This is a genomic window from Bacillus sp. A1 (assembly GCF_042296235.1).
Taxonomy (GTDB): domain Bacteria; phylum Bacillota; class Bacilli; order Bacillales; family Bacillaceae; genus Bacillus; species Bacillus velezensis.
This window is the reverse complement of record NZ_CP141181.1, coordinates 3,615,872-3,640,415: the sequence shown is the minus strand read 5'-3', so window position 1 is coordinate 3,640,415 and position 24,544 is coordinate 3,615,872. Positions and strand designations below refer to the sequence as shown.

Here is a 24,544-nt window from a genome sequence, read left to right as displayed (position 1 = left end):
TTTTCTATTTCGTTAAAAACACATTCAGAAACTCAGAAAAAGCTTCCTTATCTCCATCTTGGAAATCCGCAAGCATGTCTTCCTCGAACTTCAGCATCTCTTGATTGATGCTGTCGTATTTCAATTCAGCTTCCTTCGTCAGGACGACGAGCTTTTCCCGCTTGTCTTCTCCCTGTTCCCGCTGAATCCAGCCGTTTTCTTCAAGGCGTTTGATCGTTCTGGTAACGGTCGGCGCCTCTACGTTCAGATAGGACCAGATTTCTTTTTGGGTCATCGGTCCGATCGTTTTTAAGCAATATAGGATTGACCATTGAGAGGAGTACAGGCCGAATGGTTCCAGCCGTTCATTGGCTTTCTTCGTAATCAGGCGGGCGCATTGATTGATTTGATGAATGAGGCGTCTGTTGACGTGGATCATTTCCGTTCTCCTTTTCAAAAAACTTACCTAAGTAACTAATTGTGCTGTTTCATTCTACAGCAGGATCGCGCGGATGTAAACCCCCCGTTCAAAAAGCAGAAAATTATGACCCGCCCCTTGTCCTTATTGAGTTTTTAGCATATTCCCAATTCATTGCTAATACACTGTTACAAACCTATCAAAGAGAGTGTTTGAGGTGAGGGATCGTGGGCATATTTCTAAAACCTTCTTATATAATCGGACAACGAAGAAGCTGCATCATCAGTGAATTTGTTACAGAATACGGATCTCATTTCACACTTCTCACATCCAACTGGGGAGGTCGAGTGGTGTGCACGATTACATCAAAGAGCGAACAATCAAGATTGGTAAGTATATCGTGGAGACGAAAAAAACCGTTCGTGTCATTGCGAAAGAGTTTGGTGTTTCCAAAAGTACCGTACACAAAGATCTGACGGAGCGCCTGCCTGAAATTAATCCTGACTTGGCGAATGAAGTAAAAGAAATACTCGATTATCATAAATCCATCAGACATTTAAGAGGGGGAGAGGCGACGAAATTAAAGTACAAGAAGGATGAAATTCTTGAAGGGGAGCCCGTTCAGCAGCCGTAGCGCCTGACGTCTGCCGGGCCCTTTTTTCTCCTCCCGGGCGGTTTCGCGAATATCCGCAAAATTTTGTCAAGAACTTATATCGTTCAGCAGCTTTTTTTTGATAAATTATGATAATATATATAATTAGGGCACAATGTGGATATTTTACTGTGAAACAGATATCAAGGAGGATATAAATAGATGTTTGCAAGGGATATTGGAATTGACCTCGGTACTGCAAATGTACTGATCCATGTAAAAGGAAAAGGAATTGTTCTGAATGAGCCTTCCGTTGTGGCACTTGATAAAAACAGCGGCAAAGTGCTGGCTGTCGGTGAAGAAGCCAGACGAATGGTTGGACGTACACCTGGGAATATTGTTGCGATCCGTCCGCTGAAAGACGGCGTAATCGCAGACTTCGAAGTAACAGAAGCCATGCTGAAACATTTCATTAATAAGCTGAATGTAAAAGGACTTTTCTCAAAACCGCGCATGCTGATCTGCTGCCCGACGAATATTACATCCGTTGAGCAAAAAGCGATTAAAGAAGCAGCTGAAAAAAGCGGCGGAAAGCATGTGTACCTTGAAGAAGAACCGAAAGTTGCCGCTATCGGCGCGGGTATGGAAATCTTCCAGCCGAGCGGTAACATGGTTGTTGACATCGGAGGCGGTACGACAGATATCGCAGTTATTTCTATGGGCGATATTGTCACCTCCTCTTCTATTAAGATGGCTGGGGACAAGTTTGACATGGAAATCTTAAATTATATCAAACGCGAGTATAAGCTGCTGATCGGTGAACGTACCGCTGAAGATATTAAGGTGAAGGTCGCAACGGTTTTCCCAGACGCACGTCATGAAGAAATCACCATCCGCGGCCGTGACATGGTTTCCGGTCTGCCGAGAACGATTACAGTAAACAGCAAAGAAGTAGAAGAAGCCCTTCGTGAATCAGTTGCCGTCATTGTGCAGGCCGCCAAGCAGGTTCTTGAAAGAACACCGCCTGAATTGTCCGCTGACATCATCGACCGCGGCGTTATCATTACCGGCGGGGGAGCGCTGTTAAACGGGCTTGACCAGCTTCTTGCCGAAGAGCTGAGGGTGCCTGTTCTTGTCGCTGAGAACCCGATGGATTGTGTTGCGGTCGGAACCGGCGTCATGCTGGATAACATGGACAAGCTTCCAAAACGCAAACTGAGCTGATGATAAAACCTCATTCTGAAAAAGAATGGGGTTTTTTTCTGCCAAACCCTTCACGAACGGGAATGTAAATCCGATAATAAGAAAAAATGCTGATTTTCATTATAGAACAAATGTTCCGGTGGTGCAACTGGAAATAATGCTATTTCAGAGGTGGAAGACTTGTTAAAAGGATTATATACCGCAACGTCCGCAATGATTACACAGCAGAGAAGAACGGAAATGCTGTCAAATAACATCGCAAACGCGAATACATCAGGGTACAAAGAGGATCAAGGTTCAATCCGCGCCTTTCCCGAGATGCTTCTGAGCCGAATAGAAGGCGACAAAAAAACGAAAATCGGCTCCGTCAACACAGGCGTATACATGCAGGAGCTGAAACCGTTGTTTACGCAGGGAAGCCTGAAAACGACCGATCAGCCGACGGATATCGCGCTGATGGAGAATCAGGTTCCCAAGAATGCCGAAACGAATGAAAACGCCGAGCTGTTTTATCCCGTGCAGACCGCGGGCGGCGTCCGCTATTCAAAAAGCAGCACTTTCTCATTAAATGAAAACAATCAGCTTACGATAAACGGAAACCTTGTGTTATCAACAAACGGACAGCCGATTACAGTCGACAATGAAAAATTCACCGTATCAGAAAACGGAACGGTCACGACAAACGGCCGGCCGGCGGGGCAGATTGACATCAGAATGGAAGAAGACGTGCGCAATCTGAAACGGGACGGCAATGACCTATACAGCACGGCCGACGGCTCTGAACTGCCGAGCGCGGCGGCGAATCCCCAAGTCTCGTATTCATTAAAGCAAGGCGTCTCGGAGCTTTCGAACGTGGACGTGACGAGCACGTATACAGAAATGACGGAAGCATACAGATCATTTGAAGCCAATCAGAAAGTCATTCAGGCTTACGATAAAAGCATGGATAAAGCCGCAAATGAAATCGGCAAAGTGTAACAAAATGGGGGACGTTCAATTATGATGCTCAGATCAATGCTGACGGCTTCAACAGCCTTAAATCAGCTTCAGCAGCAGATGGATACAGTCAGCAGCAACCTTTCAAACAGTGATACGACAGGCTATAAAGCGAGGGACTCCCGCTTTTCCGAGCTGATCAGACAGCAGTATGACCATATAGATGACAAAAAGGAAAATTCGCCGGACATGCGGAAAACGCCGCCCGGCCTGCGTCTCGGCGCCGGAACGGTCATGACCCCGCAGCTGGACTCAGGGCAGGGAAGCATCAAAAAAACCGACCGTGACCTTGATATCGCGTTCACATCACCTTATCAATATCTTCAGGCAGAAGCGGACGGACGGCGGGTGTATACAAGGGACGGCTCACTTTCCCTCAAGCCGGCCGGCGGAAATGACCGGCTGCTTCAGCTGATGACAGCGGGAGGCAATCCCATTCTCGATGAGAACGGTCAGCCCATACAAATTGACAGTTCGCTGACTCAGCTGAAAATCAGCAAAACCGGAACGCTGACTGCTTCAGACCAGGCGGGAACCCGTTCGCAGACGTTTAATCTGGGCATCGTCAATGTCAATAATCCTCAGGCGCTTCATGCGGAAGGGGATAATCTGTTTTCCGTAAACGGCGCGGGGGCTTCAGCGATTGAAGAGCTTACCGGCGCAAACCGGCAGGCAATCGGCATGGAGCAGGGCGCGCTTGAAAGTTCAAATGTCGATATGTCAAAAGAAATGACCGACTTAATCGTGTCTCAGCGTTCCTATCAGCTGAACAGCCGCACGATTACATTGGGAGACCAAATGCTGGGCTTAATCAACTCAGTCAGATAAAAGAAGGGGCGTTTTGATCAGCCGCGCATGATAAAAAATGCGGCTTTCTCAAAATCGCCCTTTTTTTTGTAGTAATCAGTAATATCCTGAAGCAGCACTTCCAAATCCACCCACGCTTCAATTTTCTGCAGCTCCAGCACAAGCTTCTGCAATCGGTCGTACGGGTCCTCCTGAGCGGTGTACAGTATGTTGAGCGCGGTCAGCTTCAATTTCATAATCTTGTTCTGCACTTTTTCAGATATGTATAAACCTTTCTGCAGCACGGTTTGTCCTTCGGCGGCAGAACCGGTTTTAAAAAGTGCTCTGACCGCTTCGTATACACAATGAAGGTAGGAAACGGGAGACTCTTTCTCGAAACGCTGATTGCCCAATACCTTTTTGTAAAAAGGGAGGGCCTCTTTATCTTTTTTCTGGGCGGTCTTTAAAAAACCAAAATTATAATAGGCGTGGCACAGCAGGTTATTGTCATTGATCCGGTCCGTTATCTTTATGGATTCATTAAAGAGCTGTTCTGCGTCTTCATAGCGTGCCTCGTCTATATAATTCACGGCGAGAAGCAGCCGGCAGCTGAGCGTTTTTTTGATGTAGCCGGCTTCATCTTGATAGATTTCCAGCGCTTTATTGACATATTGAATGGAGAGCGCAGGCGACTTCATCATGTAATATGCACCCGCTGTTTTATAATAAAATTCAGCGGCTTCGAAACGGTCCTGTATGGCCGGCAGGTACTGTTCAGCTTCTTTAAAGCGGCAGACAGCACGGTTCGGAGCGCCATTCACCATATGGAATAACCCTTTGAAAAAATAGAAATAATAAGTTAATTCATGATCCATCTCATCTTTGCGCCGCTTCAGCTCGCAGAACAGTTTATTCAGACCGTCTTTTTTCTCAAACAGCAGCTGAAACCGTGCGAAAAACAGCTGATATCTGAGTTTGAGCTTTGCATTCTTTTGTAATTTGGGGAGATGCTGATTGATTTGTTCGTGAAGGGAACGGGCTAGATCGAATTGGCGTTTTCCCATGGCGTCATACCACTCATTCAGCATCACCCGCGTACGTTTTTCAGTAAACTTAGCAATCATCTTCCAACCTCTTTGCATAGGGTAAAAATCTTTATTTATCATAACACATTAATGGACGAGGCTCATTGCCAGCTGGTTACAGTTTACAGCGCGGTTGAAAAAGAAATTGATTCATAATATACTTCCAAATGTACAGATTGGTTGCCACATATACCTTCTATACATACTATTGTCGATGAAGGAGATGTCAAGAGAATGCTTGATACTCAGCAAATTAAAGAAATTATTCCCCATCGCTATCCGTTTCTTCTGGTAGACAGAATTACGGAAGTCGAAGAAGGAAAACGGGCGGCGGGATATAAAAATGTGACGGCGAATGAAGATTTTTTCAACGGCCATTTTCCTGAATACCCTGTTATGCCGGGCGTATTAATCGTAGAGGCTTTGGCGCAGGTCGGAGCGGTTGCGATGCTGATTAAAGAAGAAAACCGGGGCAGACTTGCATTTTTTGCGGGGATTGATAACTGCCGTTTCAAAAAGCAGGTAAAACCGGGTGACAAGCTGGAGCTTGAGGTTGATATTACCCGCGCGCGCGGTACGATCGGACGCGGCAAAGGCGTTGCCAAAGTTGACGGCGAGCTCGTGTGTGAAGCTGAATTAACTTTTGCGCTCGGAGAATAAAAACAAACAAATGGGCTTATAAAAAAGCCCATTTTGTATAGAAAGGGGTGAATCTAATGTGGTCAGAATTTAAAAGCTTTGCGATGCGGGGCAATATCATGGATCTGGCAATCGGTGTCGTCATCGGCGGCGCTTTCGGCAAAATCGTGACGTCGCTCGTTGAAGACATCATCATGCCGCTTGTCGGCCTGCTTCTTGGCGGTCTTGACTTTTCAGGGCTGGCCGTGACATTCGGCGAGGCTCATATCAAGTACGGAAGCTTCATTCAAACGATTGTGAACTTCTTCATTATTTCATTTTCTATTTTTATCGTGATCCGCACAATAGGCAAGCTGAGACGTAAAAAAGAAGCAGAAGAAGAGGCTGAAGAAGCCGAGGAAACAGATCAGCAGACAGAACTGCTGACTGAAATCAGAGATCTGCTGAAACAGCGGGCTCCTCACAATGACTAAGGCACAAAAAAAGGCTGGATGATTAACGTCCGGCCTTTTTCATGATTATAATTTTTGTTTAAACGCTTCAATCAGCCGGCTGCCCGAGTAGCCTTCTTTCACGAGCGACTCCAGAATGCTTTCTGATCCGGGGTGGTTTCTTGACACCATTTGACCGTAAATTAAAACTTGTATACTTCTTTCCAGCTCGACGATATTTTTGATGCTTCCCGTCAGCTGGGCGGGACGGTTGCTTTTTTTCGTAATCGTTACAAACACCTTCGCTTCTTTCTGGCTTTTCATCAGCATGTCAAAAAAAGAAAAGTGTTCGGCCGGGACCAGTGCTTCAATTAACCAGTGATTTTCTCCGTCCTCTTTGTTAATAATCAATCCGTCTAAAAGGGGAAACTGCTCAATCGGCTGATCGTCTTTATCTAAACGTTCCACATTCAGATCAACCAGTTTAAAGGTTTTCATCTCTTATTTTCACCCCTGTTGTCCATGTTTTTCGTTCATTTATTATAACACATATCATTTTTCCCGGGAAAATGCTGTAAGACATGCTTCATCATTTTTGTAGGCGGTCAACATTTAATCATTTCTATTTTTTCATTATAATGTAAAAGAATATGGTCATGGAGAGATGCTTATGAATCAATTGCGCCTGAAGGAAATCTATATAGAAGACGGTTCAAGGCGAAAAGACGATCATTCCTACTTGGTATGCAAAAAGGAAGATTGTGAGGTGCATCTTAACAGAAGGGGAAATGTCGTCTTTTTATATGAAACAAAAGACCGCATGGAACAGTATAAAATTCAGCTTTCACTGACTGATAAAAAGCTGAGTTTTTACTGGTTCGCATGGGACGGCGGAAAGTTTGTCCGCATGTTTGAGAAAGACTGGCTCAAAACGAAACTTTTCTCGCGGCTGCTCAAAAATACATATTACATAAGCGGTCAAAAACAAAAGTTTTTTTTATCAGAAAGAAAAACGAAAACATAAGAGCAGCCTGAACGGATAACGGCTTTTTCCGCTTTTTGCTTTCAAGAGCCCTTGTACTACAATGAAGCCAGCCTCGAAAAAGAGAGGAGGATACGGCTTGTTTAACCACGTTATGCTTGTCGGGCGGCTGACGAAAGACCCGGAGCTCCGTTTTACATCAGCGGGCATTCCCGTCGCGCATATTACGCTGGCGGTAAACCGCAATTTTAAAAGCGCGTCGGGTGAAACCGGAACCGACTTCGTCAACTGCACCATCTGGAGAAAAAACGCTGAAAACACGGCATTGTACTGCCAAAAAGGGTCAATGGTCGGTGTGAGCGGCAGAATCCAGACGAGAAGCTATGAAAAGACAGACGGCGTAAAAGTTTATGTGACCGAGGTCATGGCTGATACCGTTCGGTTTATGGATCAAAAACAGAAAGAGCCGCTGGCTGAATAGCATGCTTTTCTCCTCGATTTCCCGCCATTCAGCGGGCCCCGCAATACCTCCTTCCCACTCGCCAGTCGAAAGACTGGTTTTTTTGTGCGGGAGCTAAAAAATGGTTAAAAAGAAGTGATTTCGCTTATGAATACTTAAAAACATTGAATATATCGGGATAAAAACTTATAATTACTTACAGATAAGTGACGAAAAAGGGAATGAGGACGTGTATCAAGAAGAAAGACTGATTGCGATAATGGAATATTTGAAACAGCATCGGCGGATCACCGCTGAACAGATATGTTCGCTGCTTCATATTTCAAGAGATACCGCAAGAAGGGACCTTGTAAAGCTGAAAGAGCGCGGGGCCATTATCAGAACACGGGGCGGTGCGATTCTGCCGTCGGTGAATCAGGAAGTTCCTGGCTATTCGGGCCGGCTGAAAACTGTTTCTGAAGAGAAAAACAAAATCGGCAAGCTGGCCGCATCCCTGATCCATAAAGGAGACCGGATCATCCTGGACACCTCGACAACCGTGCAGGCCTGCGCGGAGCATTTAAATGTCACCGGCTGCACTGTTATTACAAATTCGATCAATCAGGCCGATATCCTTTCCGCAAAAGAGGGAATTGATATTCACCTGCTCGGCGGAAAGCTCCAGAAGGAACACCGGTTTTTATACGGGGCTTCCGTCGTAGAAAAACTGGGGGATTATCACGCCGATAAGGTGCTGATCGGCGTTGTCGGCATCTCGGAAAACGGCCTGACGATACCTCATGAAGAAGACGGCATGGTAAAGCGTAAAATGATCCGACAGGCGGAACAGGTGATTGCGCTGAGCGATCACTCCAAGCTTGGCCGTACGAGTTTTTATCAGTATGCAGACCTGCACGAGGTTGACCTGCTGATTACCGATCGGCTGCCTGATCAGGATTTTTGCGATCTGCTCGACCGGCACGGCGTAGAATTGCTTGTAACTGAATCTGAAGAAGAGGATGAGGACATGTGAAACTGATTGCCATAGATCTGGACGGCACACTGCTGAACAGCAGTCATCAAGTAAGCGATGAAAATGAGCGGGCTTTAAGGGAAGCCCGGCAAGCGGGAATTGAAATCGTGGTTTCCACGGGACGCGCGCATTTTGACGTGCATTCCATATTCGAACCGCTCGGCATAAAAACGTGGGTCATCAGCGCAAACGGAGCCGCCATTCATGCTCCTGACGGCAGCCTGTACCACTGTGATGCGATTGAAGAAACAAGAGCCCGCGGCATTTTGTCATGGCTTGAAGAGAATCAATATTACTATGAGGTGTTTACAAACAAAGCCATCTATACGCCTGAAACCGGCAGGCAGCTGCTCGATATCGAAATGGACCGGGTGAAAAGCGCCAATCCGGAAACCGATCTTTCCGTTTTGGAACAGGCGGCTTCAGTGCAATACAGCCAGTCCGGCTTTGCTTACATTCATTCATACCGTGAGCTCTTTGAGAAAGAAGAGCATCTGGATTTTTATAATATTCTCGGATTTTCGTTTGATGAGCGGAAGCTGAAAGCGGGCTGGGACCGATTCAGCGGTCAGAAAGATCTCACCCTTGTCAGCTCTGCCGACCACAACTTCGAACTGGCGTCTCGAAACGCCTCTAAAGGGCAGGCGCTCAAACGGCTGGCGCAAAAGCTCGGCATTCCGATGGCTGAAACCGCCGCGGTCGGTGACAGCTTAAATGACTATTCAATGCTTCAGGCGGCCGGAAAAGGCATAGCGATGGGGAATGCGAGAGAAGATATTAAGGAGATCGCTGATGCCGTTACATTGACAAATGATCAAAACGGCGTTGCGCATATGATCAGGAATTTACTGTGAAAGGTATGGCGATACTGTTCATGACTGGCGTGACGCATTCATGGCAAATGCGGCGTAACAGTAAGGACGACATAAAAGACCGGCTCTTCTGAGAGAGCCGGTCTTTTTGCGTTTAATGTGATTGCGCCGATGCGCTGAGGGTGAATAATTCTTCAAGCTCATCGGATGACAGCTCGGTAATCCAATTTTCACTTTGGATAATCTGATCGTTCAGCGTTTGTTTCGTTTCTAGCATGGCATCAATTTTTTCTTCAATCGTTCCCGTCGTAATGAGTTTGTGAACATGGACGAACCGTTCCTGGCCGATTCGGTAGGCGCGGTCGGTCGCCTGGTTTTCCACCGCCGGATTCCACCATCTGTCATAGTGAATGACATGGTTGGCAGCCGTCAGGTTCAGGCCGGTTCCGCCCGCTTTCAGTGACAAAATCAGCGTCGGGTATTCTTTCTTCTGGAACCGTTCGACGAGAGAATCGCGTTCCAGCTTGGACAGGCTTCCGTTTAAAAACTGAACCGGTTCTCCGAATGCTTTTTCCAGGAGGCGCTTCATCATGTTGCCCATCTGAATGTATTGGGTGAAAATGAGGCAGCTTTCCCCTTGTCCGCGGATCGCCGCCATTAAATCAAGCAGCTTTTCCAGTTTGACGGATCTCCCGTTTAACAGCTCTGTCTGTTCTTCCTTCAAATAGAGCGCAGGATGGTCGCATACTTGTTTCAAGCGGCCGAGCATGCTCAAAATCAGCGCTTTCCGCTGCATCCCGGTCAGAGAAGCCATATGTTCAAATGTATCTTTGACAAGCTGTTCATAAAGGGATGCCTGTTCGGCTGAGAGCGGGATAAACTCTTTTTGTTCCAGCTTGTCAGGAAGATTAAGCGCCACTTCTTCATCCCGTTTTGTCCGGCGCAGTAAAAACGGCCGGATTAACTGCTGAAGCTGGTTGATTCTTTTTTCGTCACGGTCTTTCTCAATCGGCAGCACATAGCGTTTATGAAAGCCGGTCAGACTGCCGAGATAGCCTTTGTTCATAAAATCAAAGATCGACCAAAGCTCTGTCAGGCGGTTTTCCATCGGTGTTCCGCTCAGCGCGATATGATGGACGCCTTTCAGCTTTCTGATCGCGCGGGACTGCTTCGTATGCGCGTTTTTAATATTTTGCGCTTCATCAAGGCAGATGGTGCTCCATGTCACGGAAGAAAGCTCTTCCTGATCGGCGTGCGACAGGCCGTAAGAAGTAAGAACGACGTCCGCGTCCTGATAGGCCGGGACAAATGCTTCCCCCTTCGGCCGGCGGGGGCCGTAATGAAGCACGGCCTTCAGCTGCGGCGCGAAGGTCTGGAGCTCACGCTGCCAGTTGCCGAGCACCGATGTCGGCGCAATGATTAAGGCAGGCGCTTTTTGCCGGCCGCTTTCCTTCACATGGAGAAAATAAGCGATCATCTGAATCGTCTTTCCAAGTCCCATGTCATCTGCGAGACAGGCGCCGAAGCCGTTTTCCCGTAAAAACAGAAGCCAGTTCATGCCGTACATCTGATAAGGGCGGAGCTGGCCCTGAAACGCGGCGCTGACTTCATGTTCCGGCAGATCCCGGGCTTCCGTCAGTTTGCGGATCAGGCTTCTGAGATGCTTTGATAATTCGATCTTGATCCCGGCAAATGCCGATGAGTCAATGATGTCCGTGTCCTCGGCTCCGTTTTCCCCGTGATCCATCAGTTCGCGCGCCAGCACGTCGGACATGTGGAGGCCCTCAGATTCCGCTTTTTCCATCAGTTTTTTCATCTGTTTAATAAATTGCGGATCAATTTTCACCCATTGGCCGCGGATGTTGACGAGACGTCTGTTGTTTGCGACAAGCTCATTGAATTCATCCTCTGTCAGCTCAATTCCGTTAGTGGCGAATCTCCAGTTGAAATCAAGCAGAGCGTTCATACCGACGAAGGACTCGCCCCGCGGGGAGGATGACACTTTCGCCTTAAGCATCATATTGCTGTCCCGGACAATCTGCCACCATGATGGGAGAAGAATCTCCACACCCATATTGACAAGCGTCTCACTCGCTTCCGATAAGAAGATCCAAGCCTCTTCTTCAGAAATCAGCGTCGTTCCTGAATCAAACGAAAGCCAGGGAACCGTTCTGCGGAAGCGGTCCTGTTCGCGCGCGATTTTTCCGCTGTATGCCTGCCACGCTTTTTTCAGTCCCTTCAGTCCGTCAAAAAAGGTGATGGAGCCGGTTTTTTTCTCACGTAAAAACATTTCGATTTTCCAGTCGTCACCGTCGAAATCAGGCTCGTTTAATCGAAGCCCGACGGTAAACGGCGTCACATCGTCATGCCAGCCGATTCCCTCGAGAAAATCATCTTCATCCAAAAAGGAGCCTTTAAACGTATGAACGGCCGGTGAGCGGGTTTCGATCCGCCGCCATTTTTCCAGCAGGTCATCATTGTACTGAATGTAGTCCTGGACCGCGGCTGAGAACCAGTCTGCCGTAAAGCCTTCCAGCAAAAGCTCGCGGTCTTTGAAACGCAGGACGCCATTTTGCCAAGCCTCATAGTCCGGAAGAAAATCGCCGTCGGCAATAAATTCGTATATCGTCGAAGCCGCTTCGATTAATGGTTCCGTTTCCTTTGTCAGCTGCACGGTGCTGAATGAATTGAACGAGTTTTTTCCGAGCAGCTCGACGGTCATCCACGGGCTGAGCAGAACGGCCGGAGTGCCTATGAAGCTGACGTCTTCAAGAAACGTTCCGTAAAAGGTGGACTCATGCCATTGGAACAAATGAGTCTTCATCTGACTGAGAGTAAGCGGCTGCTCCTTCTCATCATGGCTTGACAGCGTAAATGTCCAATCTTCCATTTGTTCTACATGAATGAAAATTTCCTTAAGACTCGCCATCAATCAACTTTCCTTTCTGCAATTCTTCTTGAAGGGCGCGCAGCCTCTTGTAACTTGCGCTCAGCCGGCTGATATACCGTTCCCATACCTGCTGTTTTTTTGCCTTTTTATAAAGCGTCCGCAGTTTTTTCAGATGGCGTGCAGCCTCTTTATAGGCGCTGCGGTTTTTTTGATCGATAAAAAAGGCCGCCGCCCGGTGATAGGAGGGGATGAGCGCTTCCGGATCACTGGCGGCAATTTCCTTCAGGATGTCCTTTTCGATTTCCCAGACGGAAAAACCGACGAGGCTGTGAATCTCCACCCACTCCGCGTACCGCCGTTTTTCGTACAGGTACTGGCTGTATTCGGTAAAGGTATAGGGAAGGCAGCCGGAAGCAAACCGTTCAAACAGCTGATCATCCCGTGAGTGCCGCGCGTAATCCGCCAATAGCGCGAACAGCTCTCCGATGATGTCGCGCATTTCTTTAAACGGCTTATCAAGCTTCGTATAGTTCACGGCAAGCGGTTCGATCCGGCCATACCATGTTTTCAGCCGTTTCCAGTCTTTTTTCGCGGTGAGTTCACCGAGCCATTGAAAAGTATACGGCAGCGCTTCAGGAGGGAAGCGGGACATATCTTGGAAGACCGCTTCATCATCTTTTTGCAAAAAGGCCAGATGAAGCCGTCCGAACCGCACTTCCGGCGAAAAACGGCGCCCGCTTTCCTGTGCGAGAATCTCCTGTTCACGCGCGACCCATTTCGGCCGGTTCAAAAGCGCGCTCCACATTTCACCGAATACCCGGAGGCGTTCGTATTGAAAAAGCTCTTCTTTCACAAGCAGTCTGCGCAGCACCGGGGGCGTCCGGTCTAAAAAAGGATCGAGTGAAAAAGACAAGGCGTACGTTTTCAGTCTGTCAATGGAGGAATAAATCGTATCCATCAGCTGTTCCACGTAGGGATTGATGCTGTAATAATCTTTTTCGGCATCCAATCTGCCTGACTCAATCAAAGTGAACATGTGAAGCCAGACGGCAAGCGCCGAATGAATCTGATATAAGCTTTTAAGCTCGGGTTTTTTCGGGGCGTGTTTTTTGAGCGCTGACAGATAGCCGTAATAAAGGCCCTGCATCGTCTGGCTTCCGGCCGGCGTCCGCGCCTCCCACAGCGAGAATTCCGAATCAAAAAAAGCGAGCCAGCTTGACAGCGACTCTTCATTCGGCAGCACTTTTTCCTGAAACTGCCGGCGGACAAGCTCCCTGCTTTCCTCAAGCTTTTCTCTTTCCAGCCAATGTTCGGTAAAGGTACCGACCCGCTCGAATTGGGCATATACGTAAAGAAAAACGGCCAGCACGTGGCGGCAGATCGCCTCAGACGGGCATGCGCAGCCGCTTTTCACCATGAAAAATAAGTTCAGCGTGACCCTTACAGGCACAACATCCTGCACATATGCGGAAATCTCTGTCGGGGTTTGAACCTGTATACGATAGACGGAATCCTGCCGATATAAAATGAGTGCTTTCTTCATCAGCTGAACATTGTCTTCATTGTAAGGAAGAAGTTCTTTAAGCTGTTCAGCCGCTGCGAGCACATCTTCTTTAGCAATCATATCCTGAAGCATGATTATCGCTCCTAACGAGTCACAAAATAAAAAGATTCCAATTCCTCTATTATATCGCAACACATGGCCCGGAAAAAGTTTTTCCTAAAAAAGGACATAAAAACCCGAATGTGTCGAATGATGTATTAGAGATTGCAAAACAGCACCCGACAGCATATAATAATCTTGTTTTCAATTTAATGGAAGCCGAAAGGAAACGAATGATGAAGAAAACGAAGTTAGATCAAGAGGAGTTTCTGAAGATTTTAATGCATGCGCACGACATCGGTGAGCAGTCCTCTGAGATGACCACAAAAGAAATGCTTGAGAATTTGATTTCTTATATTAAAAATGGATATGCAACATAAAATCCCGCAGGCTCTTGGCCGCGGGATTTTTTAATCTTCCTGTAACACCAGTATTTAAAGCGCTTACAAAAATAAAACAGATTGAAGTGATTGTCTATTTTTGTCGAATTTTGTCATTTGAAAAGGTTAGAAATGACAGTTTAAAGCTGTATAATCGTAATTGGAAAAGATCATTGGAGGGAATGGGAATACGCGGAAAGTGATATGGAGGTTATATGGGAGAATCTACAAGCATAAAGGAAATATTCGCAATACTGAGAAAGCGTCTGCTGTTTATACTTATTATTACCGCGGCGGCATCTGCCGCAGGCGGACTCATCAGTTTCTTCGCTCTTACGCCGGTCTATGAAAACTCAACTCAAATTTTGGTCAGCCAATCCAAAAACAATCAAAAAGAAGTCCAATTCAATGACGTTCAAACCAACCTCCAATTAATCAACACGTATAATGTCATCATCAAAAGCCCGGTCATCCTCGACGAAGTGATTAAACAGCTGCATCTGTCCATGACTTCGAAAGAGCTGGAATCGAAAATCACAGTGTCCAGCGAGCAGGATTCACAAGTCGTGACGATTGCCGTGAGGGATACGGATGCTAAGCGGGCGGCCGTTATGGCAAATGCGGTTGCAGCCGTTTTTCAGGACAAGATCACCGCCATCATGAACGTGGATAATGTCAGCATCCTTTCAAAGGCCGAAGCGGCGGACAGCCAGTCACCGGCAGAGCCTAACCGTAAGCTGAACATCGCGATTGCGTTTGCCGCCGGACTTTTGGGCGGAATCGGTCTCGCCTTTTTGCTGGAACATCTGGATAATACGATCAAATCGGAAGAACAGCTGGAATCGCTGCTCGGCATCCCGATCCTGGGAACGGTTACTTCAATCAGTACAAAAGACAGCGTTGCCAAAAACTTGAGGATGGCGGAAACCAAACAAGCGGGGGGCGGACATGTTGACGCGTAAAAAAGACAAACTCGGAAAACGAAGTGTGATTGCGATGTCTGAGCCGAAATCCATCAACTCAGAACAATATCGTACGATCCGCACAAACATTGAATTTTCTTCCGTTGATACGGAGGTGAAGTCCCTTTTGATTACATCCGCCGGCCCGGAAGAAGGAAAATCGACAACCGCGGCCAACCTTGCCGTCGTATTTGCACAGCAGGGGAAAAAAGTGCTTTTAATTGATGCGGATCTGCGCAAACCGACGGTTCATTTCACCTTCAAATTGGACAACGGAACCGGATTAACGTCACTGCTGTTAAAACAGATGCCGTTTCAGAAAGCCGTCCTGCCGGCTGATGAAGCAAACCTGGATATTTTAACGAGCGGGCCGATCCCGCCCAATCCGGCGGAGCTTTTATCGACGGGCGCCATGAAAGATCTTCTGTCAGAAGCCGGCGCAGTTTATGATAAGGTGATTTTGGATACGCCTCCCGTTTTGGCCGTAGCCGATACGAAAATATTAGGCAGCTACACTGACGGGGCCATTATGGTGATCTCAAGCGGGAAAACGGACAAGGAAAAAGCGGCCAAGGCGAAAGAAGCGCTCGATTACTGCCCGTGCAAGCTCCTTGGGGCCGTGATGAACGGGAAGAAACAAACGAAACACTCGGACTACGCCTATTACGGACAATAATGTCATAATGGGCGCGGTCCATTCTTTTTAAGGAGGGATTGAAATATGATAGATATCCATTGTCACATCCTTCCTTCCATAGACGACGGCGCGGCGGATGATACAGAAAGCCTGAAGATGGCGAGAGAAGCGGTCAGACAGGGGATTGATACGATCATCGCGACGCCGCATCATGTGAAATACCGCTATGACACGGACCGGCATACGGTCAGCGAAGCGGTCAGCATGTTAAACAAACGTTTGAATAAGGAAGGCATTCCGCTGACTGTTCTGCCCGGCCAGGAAATCAGAACAGACGGAGATCTGCTGACAGGTCTTCAAAGCGGCTCGCTTGTCCCGCTCCATGATACGAAGTATGTGCTGGCGGAATTTCCGGCGGATCATGTCCCGGCCTACGCTGAAAGGCTGTTTTATGAACTGCAGCTGAACGGATATGTCCCCGTCATCGCCCATCCGGAGCGGAACAGGGAAATTCGCGAAAACCCTTCCGTTCTATACAGTCTTGTGAAGAAAGGCGCGGCCGCCCAAGTGACGGCCGGCTGCATTGCCGGAGTATTCGGGCGGAAAGCGAAATCCTTTTCGCTGCAGCTGATGGAAGCGAATTTGATCCACTTTCTCGCATCTGACGCCCATAATCTCGGACCGAGAAATTTTTATTATCAGGAGGCGCTCGGCGTTCTGAAAAAAGAAGCAGGGGCTGAGCTGATTTACATGCTCACGGAAAATGCGGCGCTTCTCGCTGAAAACAAAGCCGTTTATAAGGAACCTCCGCTGCCTGTGGCCCGCCGTAAGCGCTGGGGTCTTTTTTAATCGTCGTCTCCATCCCGTTTAAATGAAGCGTAAGCGGCTGTTTTGCAAGATGATTCTTTTATGCTTATGCTATTATCAGCGGCCGGCGCCGTTTTTTCCTATCATGACCTCAGGCTTCCGGCATTCCGCCGGCGCCGGGATCATATGATAATAACGGTAAGCTGCCCAGCAGCAATTTCTAAACGGTTGGGGGAACACGATGAAAATAACAGTGATCGGAACAGGCTACGTCGGTCTTGTGACAGGAGTGTCTCTTTCAGAAATCGGCCATGACGTAACATGCATAGATATTGACGAACGTAAGGTTGAGCAGATGAGAAAGGGGTTGTCCCCTATCTTTGAACCGGGCCTTGAAGATATGATGAAACGAAATATCGGCCGGCATCGGCTGGCATTTGAAACGAGCTACGAAAAAGGGCTTGCGGAAGCGGACGTTATTTTTATAGCGGTCGGAACGCCGCAAAAAGAAGACGGGCACGCAAACCTTACTTATATTGAAAATGTCGCCGAACGGATTGCCGAACATATTTCTAAAGATGCGATCGTTGTGACAAAAAGCACGGTTCCCGTGGGAACGAATGACAGGATCAGCGAAGTTATTCATTCACGGCTGAAAGCGGACGTGAACATTTCAATCGCCTCGAATCCGGAATTTCTCCGTGAAGGTTCGGCGATTCACGATACCTTTCACGGCGACCGCATCGTGATCGGGGCTGAAGACCGGCAGACGCGGGAAACGCTTGACCGGGTTTTCGCGCCGCTTGCGATTCCGGTATATCATACGGACATCAGAAGCGCTGAGATGATCAAATATGCGTCAAACGCATTTTTAGCGGCAAAAATCAGTTTTATTAATGAAATTTCTCATATATGTGAAAAAGTCGGTGCGGATGTGGAATCAGTCGCACACGGAATGGGATTGGATAAACGGATAGGCAATCAATTCTTAAGAGCCGGCATCGGTTACGGCGGTTCCTGCTTTCCGAAGGATACAAACGCCCTCGTGCAGATCGCGGGACATGTGGAGCATGATTTTGAATTGCTGAAGTCCGTCATTAAAGTCAACAATAACCAGCAGTCCATGCTGGTTGATAAAGTGCTGAACAGGCTCGGCGGTGTGACGGGGAAAACCATCGCATTATTAGGGCTGTCTTTTAAGCCGAATACAGATGATATGCGGGACGCGCCGTCCATTGTCATTGCGGATCGTCTGGCGGCTCTTGACGCCCGGATGACAGCGTACGATCCGATCGCTTCATTCCGGGCTTCCGGACTGCTTCCGGCTGCGGTTTCCTATCGGGAGTCCATAGAAGAAGCCGTCAGGGGAGCGGATGCCGTCCTGATTCTGACAGATTGGGAACAAATTAAACACTTCCCGCTTGAAGCGTACAAAGAGCTGATGGAAACCCCGGTTATTTTCGACGGGAGAAACTGCCACTCGCTTGAGGAAGCGGAACAGGCGGGCGTGGAATATATCTCAATCGGAAGAAGAGCCGTCGTGCCTCAGACTGATTCTGTCACTTGAAAGGCCGGCGGACTGCGCCGGCCTTTTATCATACAATCATTAGAGACGAAGGGGATATTTATCGTGGAAAAAACATGGAAATTGCCGAAGCAAATGGAATCATCCCGCGGTCTGCTGGAAACGTCAGCACGGCCCTTTATCAAACTGCACGTCAAAAAAGCTGAAACGGGTCGGTATGACAGTAAAATGGCCGGAGACCCCTATTTTCCGAAACATGAACCATATCCTGAAGATGAAAGCGGCAGGCCGATGAAGCTTCTCGCTCAAATCAATTTTGCGGATATGCCCGGACTTCCTGATTTTCCGGACACCGGCATTCTTCAGTTTTACATATCGGTCAGTGATGACGTATACGGTTTGAATTTTGACGATGGGTGCTCGCAAACGGGTTTCTGCGTCAAATATTTTGAACATGTGACAGCAGAAGAAGCGGAGCTCATGGATGATTTTTCTTTCGTTCAGGTTGAAGAGGAGTACGATTTTCCGATTCAATCCGAAGCGCTGATCACCCCTGAGCTGTCTGCTGAATGGGTGCTCCCGTCTGATTTTCAATTCGGGCGGTATGCCGGGATGGATGCCTTTGACTATTTCGAGCAGTTTGACGATGAGGTGTATGACGAATATACGGCGAACGCATTCGGCCATAAAATCGGCGGCTATGCGTCCTTCACCCAGGAAGATCCGCGGTCTTACTCCCATCAAAACCATACGATTCTGCTTTTGCAAATTGATTCAGATGATGACATTGATTCGATGTGGGGAGATGTGGGAATCGCAAATTTCTTTATCAGACCGGAAGATTTGAAGAAAAAAGATTTCTCAAACGTTTTGTACAACTGGGACTGCAGTTAACGACAGTATGATAATCATGATACAAGGCAAAGGAGACGGTTCATCACTGTCTCCTTTTTTTTAGGGAATTTATCATGGATACATAGAGGAGATCAATGAATGGATATGCCGTTTATGTGAGTCTTTTGGCGTTAATGATGAGCATCTCGGCTGCTGAAAATAAGTCATTTAACCTATTTAAGCTGCTTTCTGTCTATTTTAAAATATAATATATGGAAATATAGTATGGAAAAGTCTGTGCTTTTTGTACGACTTTTTGCGTAAGACGAGGTGAAAACAGATGAGCCATTCAAGCACATTAAGCCATATTAACAGCACGATCAGCCATAAACTGGGCGAGGTTGAACACCAAATTGATAAATTAAAAGAAGCGAAAAGAGAGATAGAATCTCTGCAGGAAGAGGGCGTATCTGAAATCAGAGACATCCTCAAGCCGCACCTGGACCATCATTGGACCGGCACTTTTGCTGAAGAATTTGATGACCGGCGCGACCAGGCCCATACAGAAGCATACAGAATCGTCACAGACAAATACGACGGTTATATTTACCGAATCGGCTTAAAGATGACACAGCTTGAAATTGAAAAAGGAGGGCTCCTTGCCGCCAGAAGCATCGCGAGAGAGGCAGAGCACCTGCTGACGCTGGGAGAAGAAGCCCTTGACACGGTCGGAGAAAAAATACAATCAATCAAAAGAAGCTGGAGTTGGTTTTAATGGCAGAAATAAAACTCAAATACGGAGCCGTCATGAAGCAGCTTGAATCCGTCAGCAGCGCTTTGGAGGCCGTTTCGATCGGGAACGCCGGTTCAAACGGAAAAAACAAGCTCGACTATACCTCCAAGTACCAATCCCGCGAGGCAAAGCTTGTATCAATGATCAGCGAATACAAGCAGGCCGTTCATAAGAATATCGCGGACGTTAAAGACAACGTAGATTCTTTGAAAGAACAGGACGAGGCGATCGCCGTAAAATAACGAAAGAAAGGACTTGCCGATGAGCAAAGTGTTTGAATCACAATCGTTAACGGACGAAGCAGATAAGAGAAGGAAACAATACGAAGCCCTTGAAGAGCAGCTGCGTGCGCTCAAACAAGCCTTTCAAGGCGTGGCCGATCTGGGCGATGCTTTGAAAGGGAAAGGCGCAGACAATATAAAAGATTTTTTTCAGGGACAAGCGGAAATCGCCGACAGCTGGCTGACGCTTGTCTCTGCTCAAATTGCGTTTTTAAATGGCATTTCAGGTGACATTAAAGATCAAGAACTCAGCGATACATATGTGGAGACTTCATTTTTGGAGCATGAGCTGCCCAATGCGGATTTGAAAGCTTCAGAGATTGTCTCCGCTCATAAAGCAGAAATCGATTCAATTTTGTCAGGCATCAGCGATATTATTCATCTCGACACATATACGCTGGATGATTACGCTGATAAAATGGGCGATGCCCAGAAAACCAGACGCGACACGATCACGGCAGTCGATACGCTTGATGAATCCCTGACCGCTGAATATCAAAACTTAGAATCTCTGGACAACGCAGTGCTCAGCAAATATTCCGTTCTCATGCAGGCCACCAGCAACGGGAAAAGCGCATCCCCTATGTACTATGACAAAAAAGCTTTCCACAGCAATGAAATCTACAAAAGCGTCATGGCGACAGAAAAACAGGGAACGGGCTATATTGACGCAAAAGCCCAGCAGGCCGAAGCAAGACGGCTTCAGGAAAAGGCTGAAGAAGAAGCCAATAAACCATGGTACGAAAAAACATGGGACGGCATCTGCAACTTTACCGGCGAAGTCACCGGCTATTATGATTATAAAAGAGCAGCCGAAGGCGTTGATCCGGTGACCGGCGAAAAACTCTCCACCGCAGAACGCGTCACAGCAGGAGCGATGGCCGCCGCCGGATTCATACCGGTCGTCGGCTGGGCGGGCCGCGCTTTCAAAGGCGGAAAAGCCATTTACAAAACCGGAAAAACCGTCATTGCCGCAGAACATGCTTTAGATGCCTATAAAACCGGAAAATCCTTAGACATTCTCAAAATGACAGAAATGGGCGCATACGGCCTTGTTGCCTCAAACGGATTCACAGAAGCCGTCACAGGCAGAGATATGTTCGGAAACAAAGTGTCTGAGGAGAAGCGGAAGCAAGGGGCGCTGGAAGCTGCGCTGAGTATGGTTGGAGCGGGTGCATTGGCGAAGCATGTAAACAAAGGCATACCGCTTGCAAAATCGCCACAAGCATCAAAAGTTGAAAAAGGGAAAAAGATTCTAGACCAAGTAAAAGAATTCAAAGTCCCGACGAATGTAAAAATTCGTGTCCATAAGACTGTCACACCGGATGGCGCAACTTTCCCGATCATTCATGCTGATGTGAAAACGACGGCTGTGAAAGATCTTGGGATTGTGAAGATGGCTGGTAAATGGAATAATGACGGAAAATACGATCGAATTAGAGGATATAAAGGCAGAGAACTTTCAAACTACGATAATAAGTATTTAATTGATCCTAGGCTTGTAGTAGAGATGAATTTCAAGGGTAAGGGAAAATCTGGGACAAATGCTGCTGGCTGGGAGAGAAATGCGAAAAAGTTTTTTAATACGCTGCTAAAAAGTAATCCTGAGTTTTGGAGTGCTGAAAATACTGCTAAGATTAAAAGAGGAAGAGTCCCAGTTGTTGATGAACAATTTATAAAACATTTTCCACAGTATGCAGATTACTTAAAAGACCCAATGAGACATCATCATATTGGAGAAGGAGGCCAGGCCGCAGCTTTACCTAAAAGCCTTCATCCTGGATATGGTGGTATTCATAATGTTGAGAAAGAATGGGGAATTACTGGGGTAGACGATCAAATTGCGAATAGACTAGAAACATTCAGAAAAGAATCAGGAAGGTGACACGATGTTATTACCCGAAGAATTTAATCGAAGTTGGGATGTTAATAAAAATGGTCCGATATTAAAGTTTCCATATGATGACTTAGCAGAGACTCCTTTTTCGGAGGAATTTAAAAAATTTATTTCATTAGGAGGTTTACCTGAAACCCCTCCGCCATATTTGGATTTCACTTCTTTTCAAACATCATTTAAACCAGTTAGAAGTATCTTTGATGTGTCGGAAGCGTTTCGAAAATATTGGCTGTTAGGTTCTACTGGTTCCGGAGATCCAATTTGTATTATAGAAAATAACGAGAGAATTGTTTATTTAGATAATGGTAATGACTATAAAGAAGTATTTATTAACTCTTCAATAAATCAATTTGCAGAAAGTATACTGCTTTTCTCAGAAATGATTGACAAAGCTATTCAGATTAATGGAGAAGATGCTTTTATCGACAATGATATTCCTGAATATGTAATTGAATGGTTGAAAGAAGAACTGAAAAGAGTAGACTCAAATTGTATAAATGAAGGGAACTTCTGGGGTATTGAAATAGAAAGTTTATATGAATAATGAATTTTCATTTTGATGCATTGAGACCTGATCAGAGAAAGATGTCCTATTAAAGGATATTATTTCACCTAACAAGTCAAAGTAGATAATTGCTTTATTCTGGATCCGGCGTATGAGTTTACTGATAGTCCTTTAGCTTATGCAATTTATGTAATGGATAATAATTGGAACGTCATTTGAAATAAAAATTTCCTGAGCATAAATTTGTTGTAAAAAGTAGGTGTTATACTGTACCTGCTTTTTAATTTTTGCTTTTTATGAACACTGGAGAGAAGCCTTAATTAAATATATTACTTGGAGTTACTAATTGATTAAAAAACGATAGAAATCCTACCTGGATTGGTTTCTTTTACGCCTTTCAGGTTTTTTATCGGTATAAAATTAAAGAGGGGAGGATAAAAAACAAAAAGCCTTCTTTTTAGCAAAGGGCGGGGGCTACAAAGGAATTATGGGAAAGGTGGTTAAATAAATGAGTAGTTTCGGTGAATATAGCGATTTAGTGGAAGAGGTAATTGACTTTATTAAGCATGGAGAATTATTTAAAAATAATAATCGGAATTTGTCTGATATATTACACTTACAGAAGATTTTGAAATCGCTCAACAATTAGCATCGGTCTCAAGATACTGATGAAGTTGAAGTAATTTGGCAAGATGCAAAATCAAATGAAACCGGACAGTTACTGGGTATAATTTCAAATAATGATCACTTAAAAACAATAGATGAAGAATTATCGAATATTTTCAATTCTGATGATAACTATTCTGAAGATTTCATTCCTATGGATTTTTGAGATATTGCTGAAGAAGTAGAGTCAGATCTGTATAAATGTGCAATCAATCGTCTGGTAAACGGTAATAAAGACAATCTTTTTGAGAAAATGTTTCAAGTATATAAATCCGGCGGATGGCCTTGTGGATGGAAAGGTATATATCCTGAAGGTCAATTAGTCGCTTTTATACCCCCGAAAGCTATGAATGATTAGTATATTTATTTGGGTTGTACCCATAAGGAGATTGAACCTTATTAAAATTAAAGATTAGGAAATGAATAGTTACTAACAGAGATTCTCATGGTAAGAAAACATAATAAATTAGATGTTCCAAAAGCGAATATACATCCCAGAGATTAACATTAGGAGATGCCTTGTTTACTGATGTATTAGAATTGCTATAGTTAAGAGCTTGCCCTGTTGTCATCGGCAAGTTTTTTTATAGATAGTATAACAATGTGGAGTACAAGGAGAAACTGGATGGACAGAAATCAAATTTCTCAATTGCAGCCATTGAAAATCTGTAATGGCTGGTCTGTAGTACAGAACAATTTAAATTCAGAAAAAAGAATGGAAGAAAAATATGAACTGCTAAAACTACAAAATGAAAAACGTAATGCTGTTATTAAGGCAATATTTGAAAATGATCAATATCATGTCAAAGTAGCGGGCTTAAAAGCAGATAAGATTTATAAAGAAGACTCTTTTAATGAAATGGAACAATTATTGGAAGAGCTAGAATATCAAATCTGGACTGTGGGAAGCGGGGTTTTAGAGGGTTTGCAACAGCTAAGCCAACATGTTCCCAATTTCTTAAGGCTTAAGATACCGGCGGGCTGGACTGTTGATTATATTACATTAAAAGATACTGACCCTAAAACTCTAGAGGAAAATGATGATGCTTGGTTATTTGACTTTAATCAAGACCTCCTGCAGATTTCTCATAAAACTAAAAATTTGCTGCTTGATGCAGGGTGGTACCCAGAAGGCGATCCAACCGGCAGTTATGGCATTGAACTGATAAAAAACGAAGATTGGGAAAATCCTTTAGAAGATATTATGTGTACTGAACTTAAAGAATTACTTAAACAATTGGACCTTATTTTTATGAAAGAAAGAAAAATGAATTTTAATAAAAGATATAATTTGTTGAAGGAGTCTTCGTTAGATCGAAACGCAGGACGATTGAGCACGAAGACTATTTTTAGAGAGGAAAACAAGTGA

26 protein-coding genes are annotated in these 24,544 nt (G+C 45.8%); 21 read left to right on the top strand and 5 right to left on the bottom strand.

Annotated features, from left to right (window positions below):
• Positions 1 to 4: 4 nt before the first annotated feature.
• Positions 5 to 418 (bottom strand): MarR family winged helix-turn-helix transcriptional regulator, encoded by a 414-nt coding sequence (locus tag U2H13_RS17870; RefSeq protein WP_007407562.1) that lies wholly within the window; start codon positions 416 to 418, stop codon positions 5 to 7.
• 331 nt (positions 419 to 749) lie between these two features.
• Between U2H13_RS17870 and spoIIID the strand changes: the two genes are divergently transcribed.
• The 4 genes from spoIIID to U2H13_RS17850 all read left to right on the top strand — a co-directional run bounded on the left by spoIIID (position 750) and on the right by U2H13_RS17850 (position 4,016).
• Positions 750 to 1,031 (top strand): sporulation transcriptional regulator SpoIIID, encoded by a 282-nt coding sequence (gene spoIIID / locus U2H13_RS17865; RefSeq protein ID WP_003151236.1) that lies wholly within the window; start codon positions 750 to 752, stop codon positions 1,029 to 1,031.
• A 180-nt stretch (positions 1,032 to 1,211) separates the two neighbouring features.
• Positions 1,212 to 2,213 (top strand): cell shape-determining protein Mbl, encoded by a 1,002-nt coding sequence (gene mbl, locus U2H13_RS17860; RefSeq protein WP_003151237.1) that lies wholly within the window; start codon positions 1,212 to 1,214, stop codon positions 2,211 to 2,213.
• Positions 2,214 to 2,372: 159 nt separating this feature from the next.
• On the top strand, positions 2,373 to 3,170 hold the full coding sequence (locus U2H13_RS17855; RefSeq protein WP_007614310.1) for a flagellar hook-basal body protein: 798 nt from the start codon (positions 2,373 to 2,375) through the stop codon (positions 3,168 to 3,170).
• 24 nt (positions 3,171 to 3,194) lie between these two features.
• Positions 3,195 to 4,016 carry a flagellar hook-basal body protein gene (locus U2H13_RS17850; RefSeq protein ID WP_014419076.1) on the top strand — a complete coding sequence of 274 codons (822 nt, stop codon included), beginning with the start codon at positions 3,195 to 3,197 and terminating at the stop codon, positions 4,014 to 4,016.
• Positions 4,017 to 4,033: 17 nt separating this feature from the next.
• Here the strand turns inward: U2H13_RS17850 and U2H13_RS17845 are convergent, their stop codons facing one another.
• On the bottom strand, positions 4,034 to 5,098 hold the full coding sequence (locus tag U2H13_RS17845; RefSeq protein ID WP_017418759.1) for a tetratricopeptide repeat protein: 1,065 nt from the start codon (positions 5,096 to 5,098) through the stop codon (positions 4,034 to 4,036).
• 195 nt (positions 5,099 to 5,293) lie between these two features.
• Between U2H13_RS17845 and fabZ the strand changes: the two genes are divergently transcribed.
• Together fabZ and mscL are read left to right on the top strand one after the other, a co-directional pair.
• Entirely contained in the window at positions 5,294 to 5,719 is a 426-nt protein-coding gene (gene fabZ, locus U2H13_RS17840; RefSeq protein ID WP_003151242.1) for a 3-hydroxyacyl-ACP dehydratase FabZ, read from the top strand.
• Positions 5,720 to 5,775: 56 nt separating this feature from the next.
• A complete protein-coding gene (gene mscL, locus U2H13_RS17835) occupies positions 5,776 to 6,171 on the top strand; it encodes a large conductance mechanosensitive channel protein MscL (protein WP_014419073.1) in 396 nt (131 codons plus the stop codon).
• 45 nt (positions 6,172 to 6,216) lie between these two features.
• Here the strand turns inward: mscL and U2H13_RS17830 are convergent, their stop codons facing one another.
• Positions 6,217 to 6,627 carry a YwpF-like family protein gene (locus U2H13_RS17830; RefSeq protein WP_007407558.1) on the bottom strand — a complete coding sequence of 137 codons (411 nt, stop codon included), beginning with the start codon at positions 6,625 to 6,627 and terminating at the stop codon, positions 6,217 to 6,219.
• 172 nt (positions 6,628 to 6,799) lie between these two features.
• Between U2H13_RS17830 and U2H13_RS17825 the strand changes: the two genes are divergently transcribed.
• The 4 genes from U2H13_RS17825 (at position 6,800) to U2H13_RS17810 (ending at position 9,437) form a co-directional block, all read left to right on the top strand.
• The gene (locus U2H13_RS17825; protein WP_003151247.1) at positions 6,800 to 7,153 is read left to right on the top strand and encodes a hypothetical protein; all 354 of its coding nucleotides are present in this window, start codon (positions 6,800 to 6,802) and stop codon (positions 7,151 to 7,153) included.
• A gap of 97 nt (positions 7,154 to 7,250) precedes the next feature.
• The gene (locus U2H13_RS17820; protein WP_007614303.1) at positions 7,251 to 7,592 is read left to right on the top strand and encodes a single-stranded DNA-binding protein; all 342 of its coding nucleotides are present in this window, start codon (positions 7,251 to 7,253) and stop codon (positions 7,590 to 7,592) included.
• 208 nt (positions 7,593 to 7,800) lie between these two features.
• On the top strand, positions 7,801 to 8,583 hold the full coding sequence (locus U2H13_RS17815) for a DeoR/GlpR family DNA-binding transcription regulator (RefSeq protein WP_003151250.1): 783 nt from the start codon (positions 7,801 to 7,803) through the stop codon (positions 8,581 to 8,583).
• A complete protein-coding gene (locus U2H13_RS17810; RefSeq protein ID WP_014419072.1) occupies positions 8,580 to 9,437 on the top strand; it encodes a Cof-type HAD-IIB family hydrolase in 858 nt (285 codons plus the stop codon). Before U2H13_RS17815 ends, U2H13_RS17810 begins: the two co-directional genes overlap by 4 nt.
• 112 nt (positions 9,438 to 9,549) lie before the next feature.
• On the opposite strand, the gene U2H13_RS17805 is transcribed toward U2H13_RS17810, so the two are convergent.
• Together U2H13_RS17805 and U2H13_RS17800 are read right to left on the bottom strand one after the other, a co-directional pair.
• On the bottom strand, positions 9,550 to 12,324 hold the full coding sequence (locus U2H13_RS17805; RefSeq protein WP_103526574.1) for a DEAD/DEAH box helicase: 2,775 nt from the start codon (positions 12,322 to 12,324) through the stop codon (positions 9,550 to 9,552).
• Positions 12,311 to 13,921 carry an SWIM zinc finger family protein gene (locus U2H13_RS17800; protein ID WP_014419070.1) on the bottom strand — a complete coding sequence of 537 codons (1,611 nt, stop codon included), beginning with the start codon at positions 13,919 to 13,921 and terminating at the stop codon, positions 12,311 to 12,313. The genes U2H13_RS17805 and U2H13_RS17800 overlap by 14 nt, the downstream gene beginning before the upstream one ends.
• 203 nt (positions 13,922 to 14,124) lie before the next feature.
• Between U2H13_RS17800 and U2H13_RS17795 the strand changes: the two genes are divergently transcribed.
• The 11 genes from U2H13_RS17795 (at position 14,125) to U2H13_RS17745 (ending at position 24,544) form a co-directional block, all read left to right on the top strand.
• Positions 14,125 to 14,268 (top strand): hypothetical protein, encoded by a 144-nt coding sequence (locus U2H13_RS17795; protein WP_003151259.1) that lies wholly within the window; start codon positions 14,125 to 14,127, stop codon positions 14,266 to 14,268.
• A 215-nt stretch (positions 14,269 to 14,483) separates the two neighbouring features.
• Positions 14,484 to 15,230 carry a YveK family protein gene (locus tag U2H13_RS17790; protein ID WP_007407552.1) on the top strand — a complete coding sequence of 249 codons (747 nt, stop codon included), beginning with the start codon at positions 14,484 to 14,486 and terminating at the stop codon, positions 15,228 to 15,230.
• Positions 15,217 to 15,906 (top strand): CpsD/CapB family tyrosine-protein kinase, encoded by a 690-nt coding sequence (locus U2H13_RS17785; protein WP_021494829.1) that lies wholly within the window; start codon positions 15,217 to 15,219, stop codon positions 15,904 to 15,906. Before U2H13_RS17790 ends, U2H13_RS17785 begins: the two co-directional genes overlap by 14 nt.
• Before the next feature lie 45 nt (positions 15,907 to 15,951).
• The gene (locus U2H13_RS17780; protein ID WP_103526575.1) at positions 15,952 to 16,716 is read left to right on the top strand and encodes a tyrosine-protein phosphatase; all 765 of its coding nucleotides are present in this window, start codon (positions 15,952 to 15,954) and stop codon (positions 16,714 to 16,716) included.
• A 199-nt stretch (positions 16,717 to 16,915) separates the two neighbouring features.
• Entirely contained in the window at positions 16,916 to 18,241 is a 1,326-nt protein-coding gene (locus U2H13_RS17775; RefSeq protein ID WP_061860939.1) for a UDP-glucose/GDP-mannose dehydrogenase family protein, read from the top strand.
• A gap of 63 nt (positions 18,242 to 18,304) precedes the next feature.
• Positions 18,305 to 19,093, top strand: coding sequence for a YwqG family protein (locus U2H13_RS17770; protein WP_021494832.1), 789 nt, complete (start codon positions 18,305 to 18,307; stop codon positions 19,091 to 19,093).
• A 280-nt stretch (positions 19,094 to 19,373) separates the two neighbouring features.
• Entirely contained in the window at positions 19,374 to 19,808 is a 435-nt protein-coding gene (locus U2H13_RS17765; protein ID WP_014419065.1) for a DUF5082 family protein, read from the top strand.
• On the top strand, positions 19,808 to 20,068 hold the full coding sequence (locus U2H13_RS17760; protein WP_007614257.1) for a YwqI/YxiC family protein: 261 nt from the start codon (positions 19,808 to 19,810) through the stop codon (positions 20,066 to 20,068). Before U2H13_RS17765 ends, U2H13_RS17760 begins: the two co-directional genes overlap by 1 nt.
• Before the next feature lie 19 nt (positions 20,069 to 20,087).
• On the top strand, positions 20,088 to 21,992 hold the full coding sequence (locus U2H13_RS17755) for a T7SS effector LXG polymorphic toxin (protein ID WP_376700558.1): 1,905 nt from the start codon (positions 20,088 to 20,090) through the stop codon (positions 21,990 to 21,992).
• Positions 21,993 to 21,996: 4 nt separating this feature from the next.
• On the top strand, positions 21,997 to 22,548 hold the full coding sequence (locus U2H13_RS17750; protein ID WP_021494834.1) for an SUKH-4 family immunity protein: 552 nt from the start codon (positions 21,997 to 21,999) through the stop codon (positions 22,546 to 22,548).
• A gap of 1,252 nt (positions 22,549 to 23,800) precedes the next feature.
• Complete coding sequence (locus U2H13_RS17745) at positions 23,801 to 24,544, top strand: hypothetical protein (RefSeq protein WP_238703830.1); 744 nt, start codon at positions 23,801 to 23,803, stop codon at positions 24,542 to 24,544.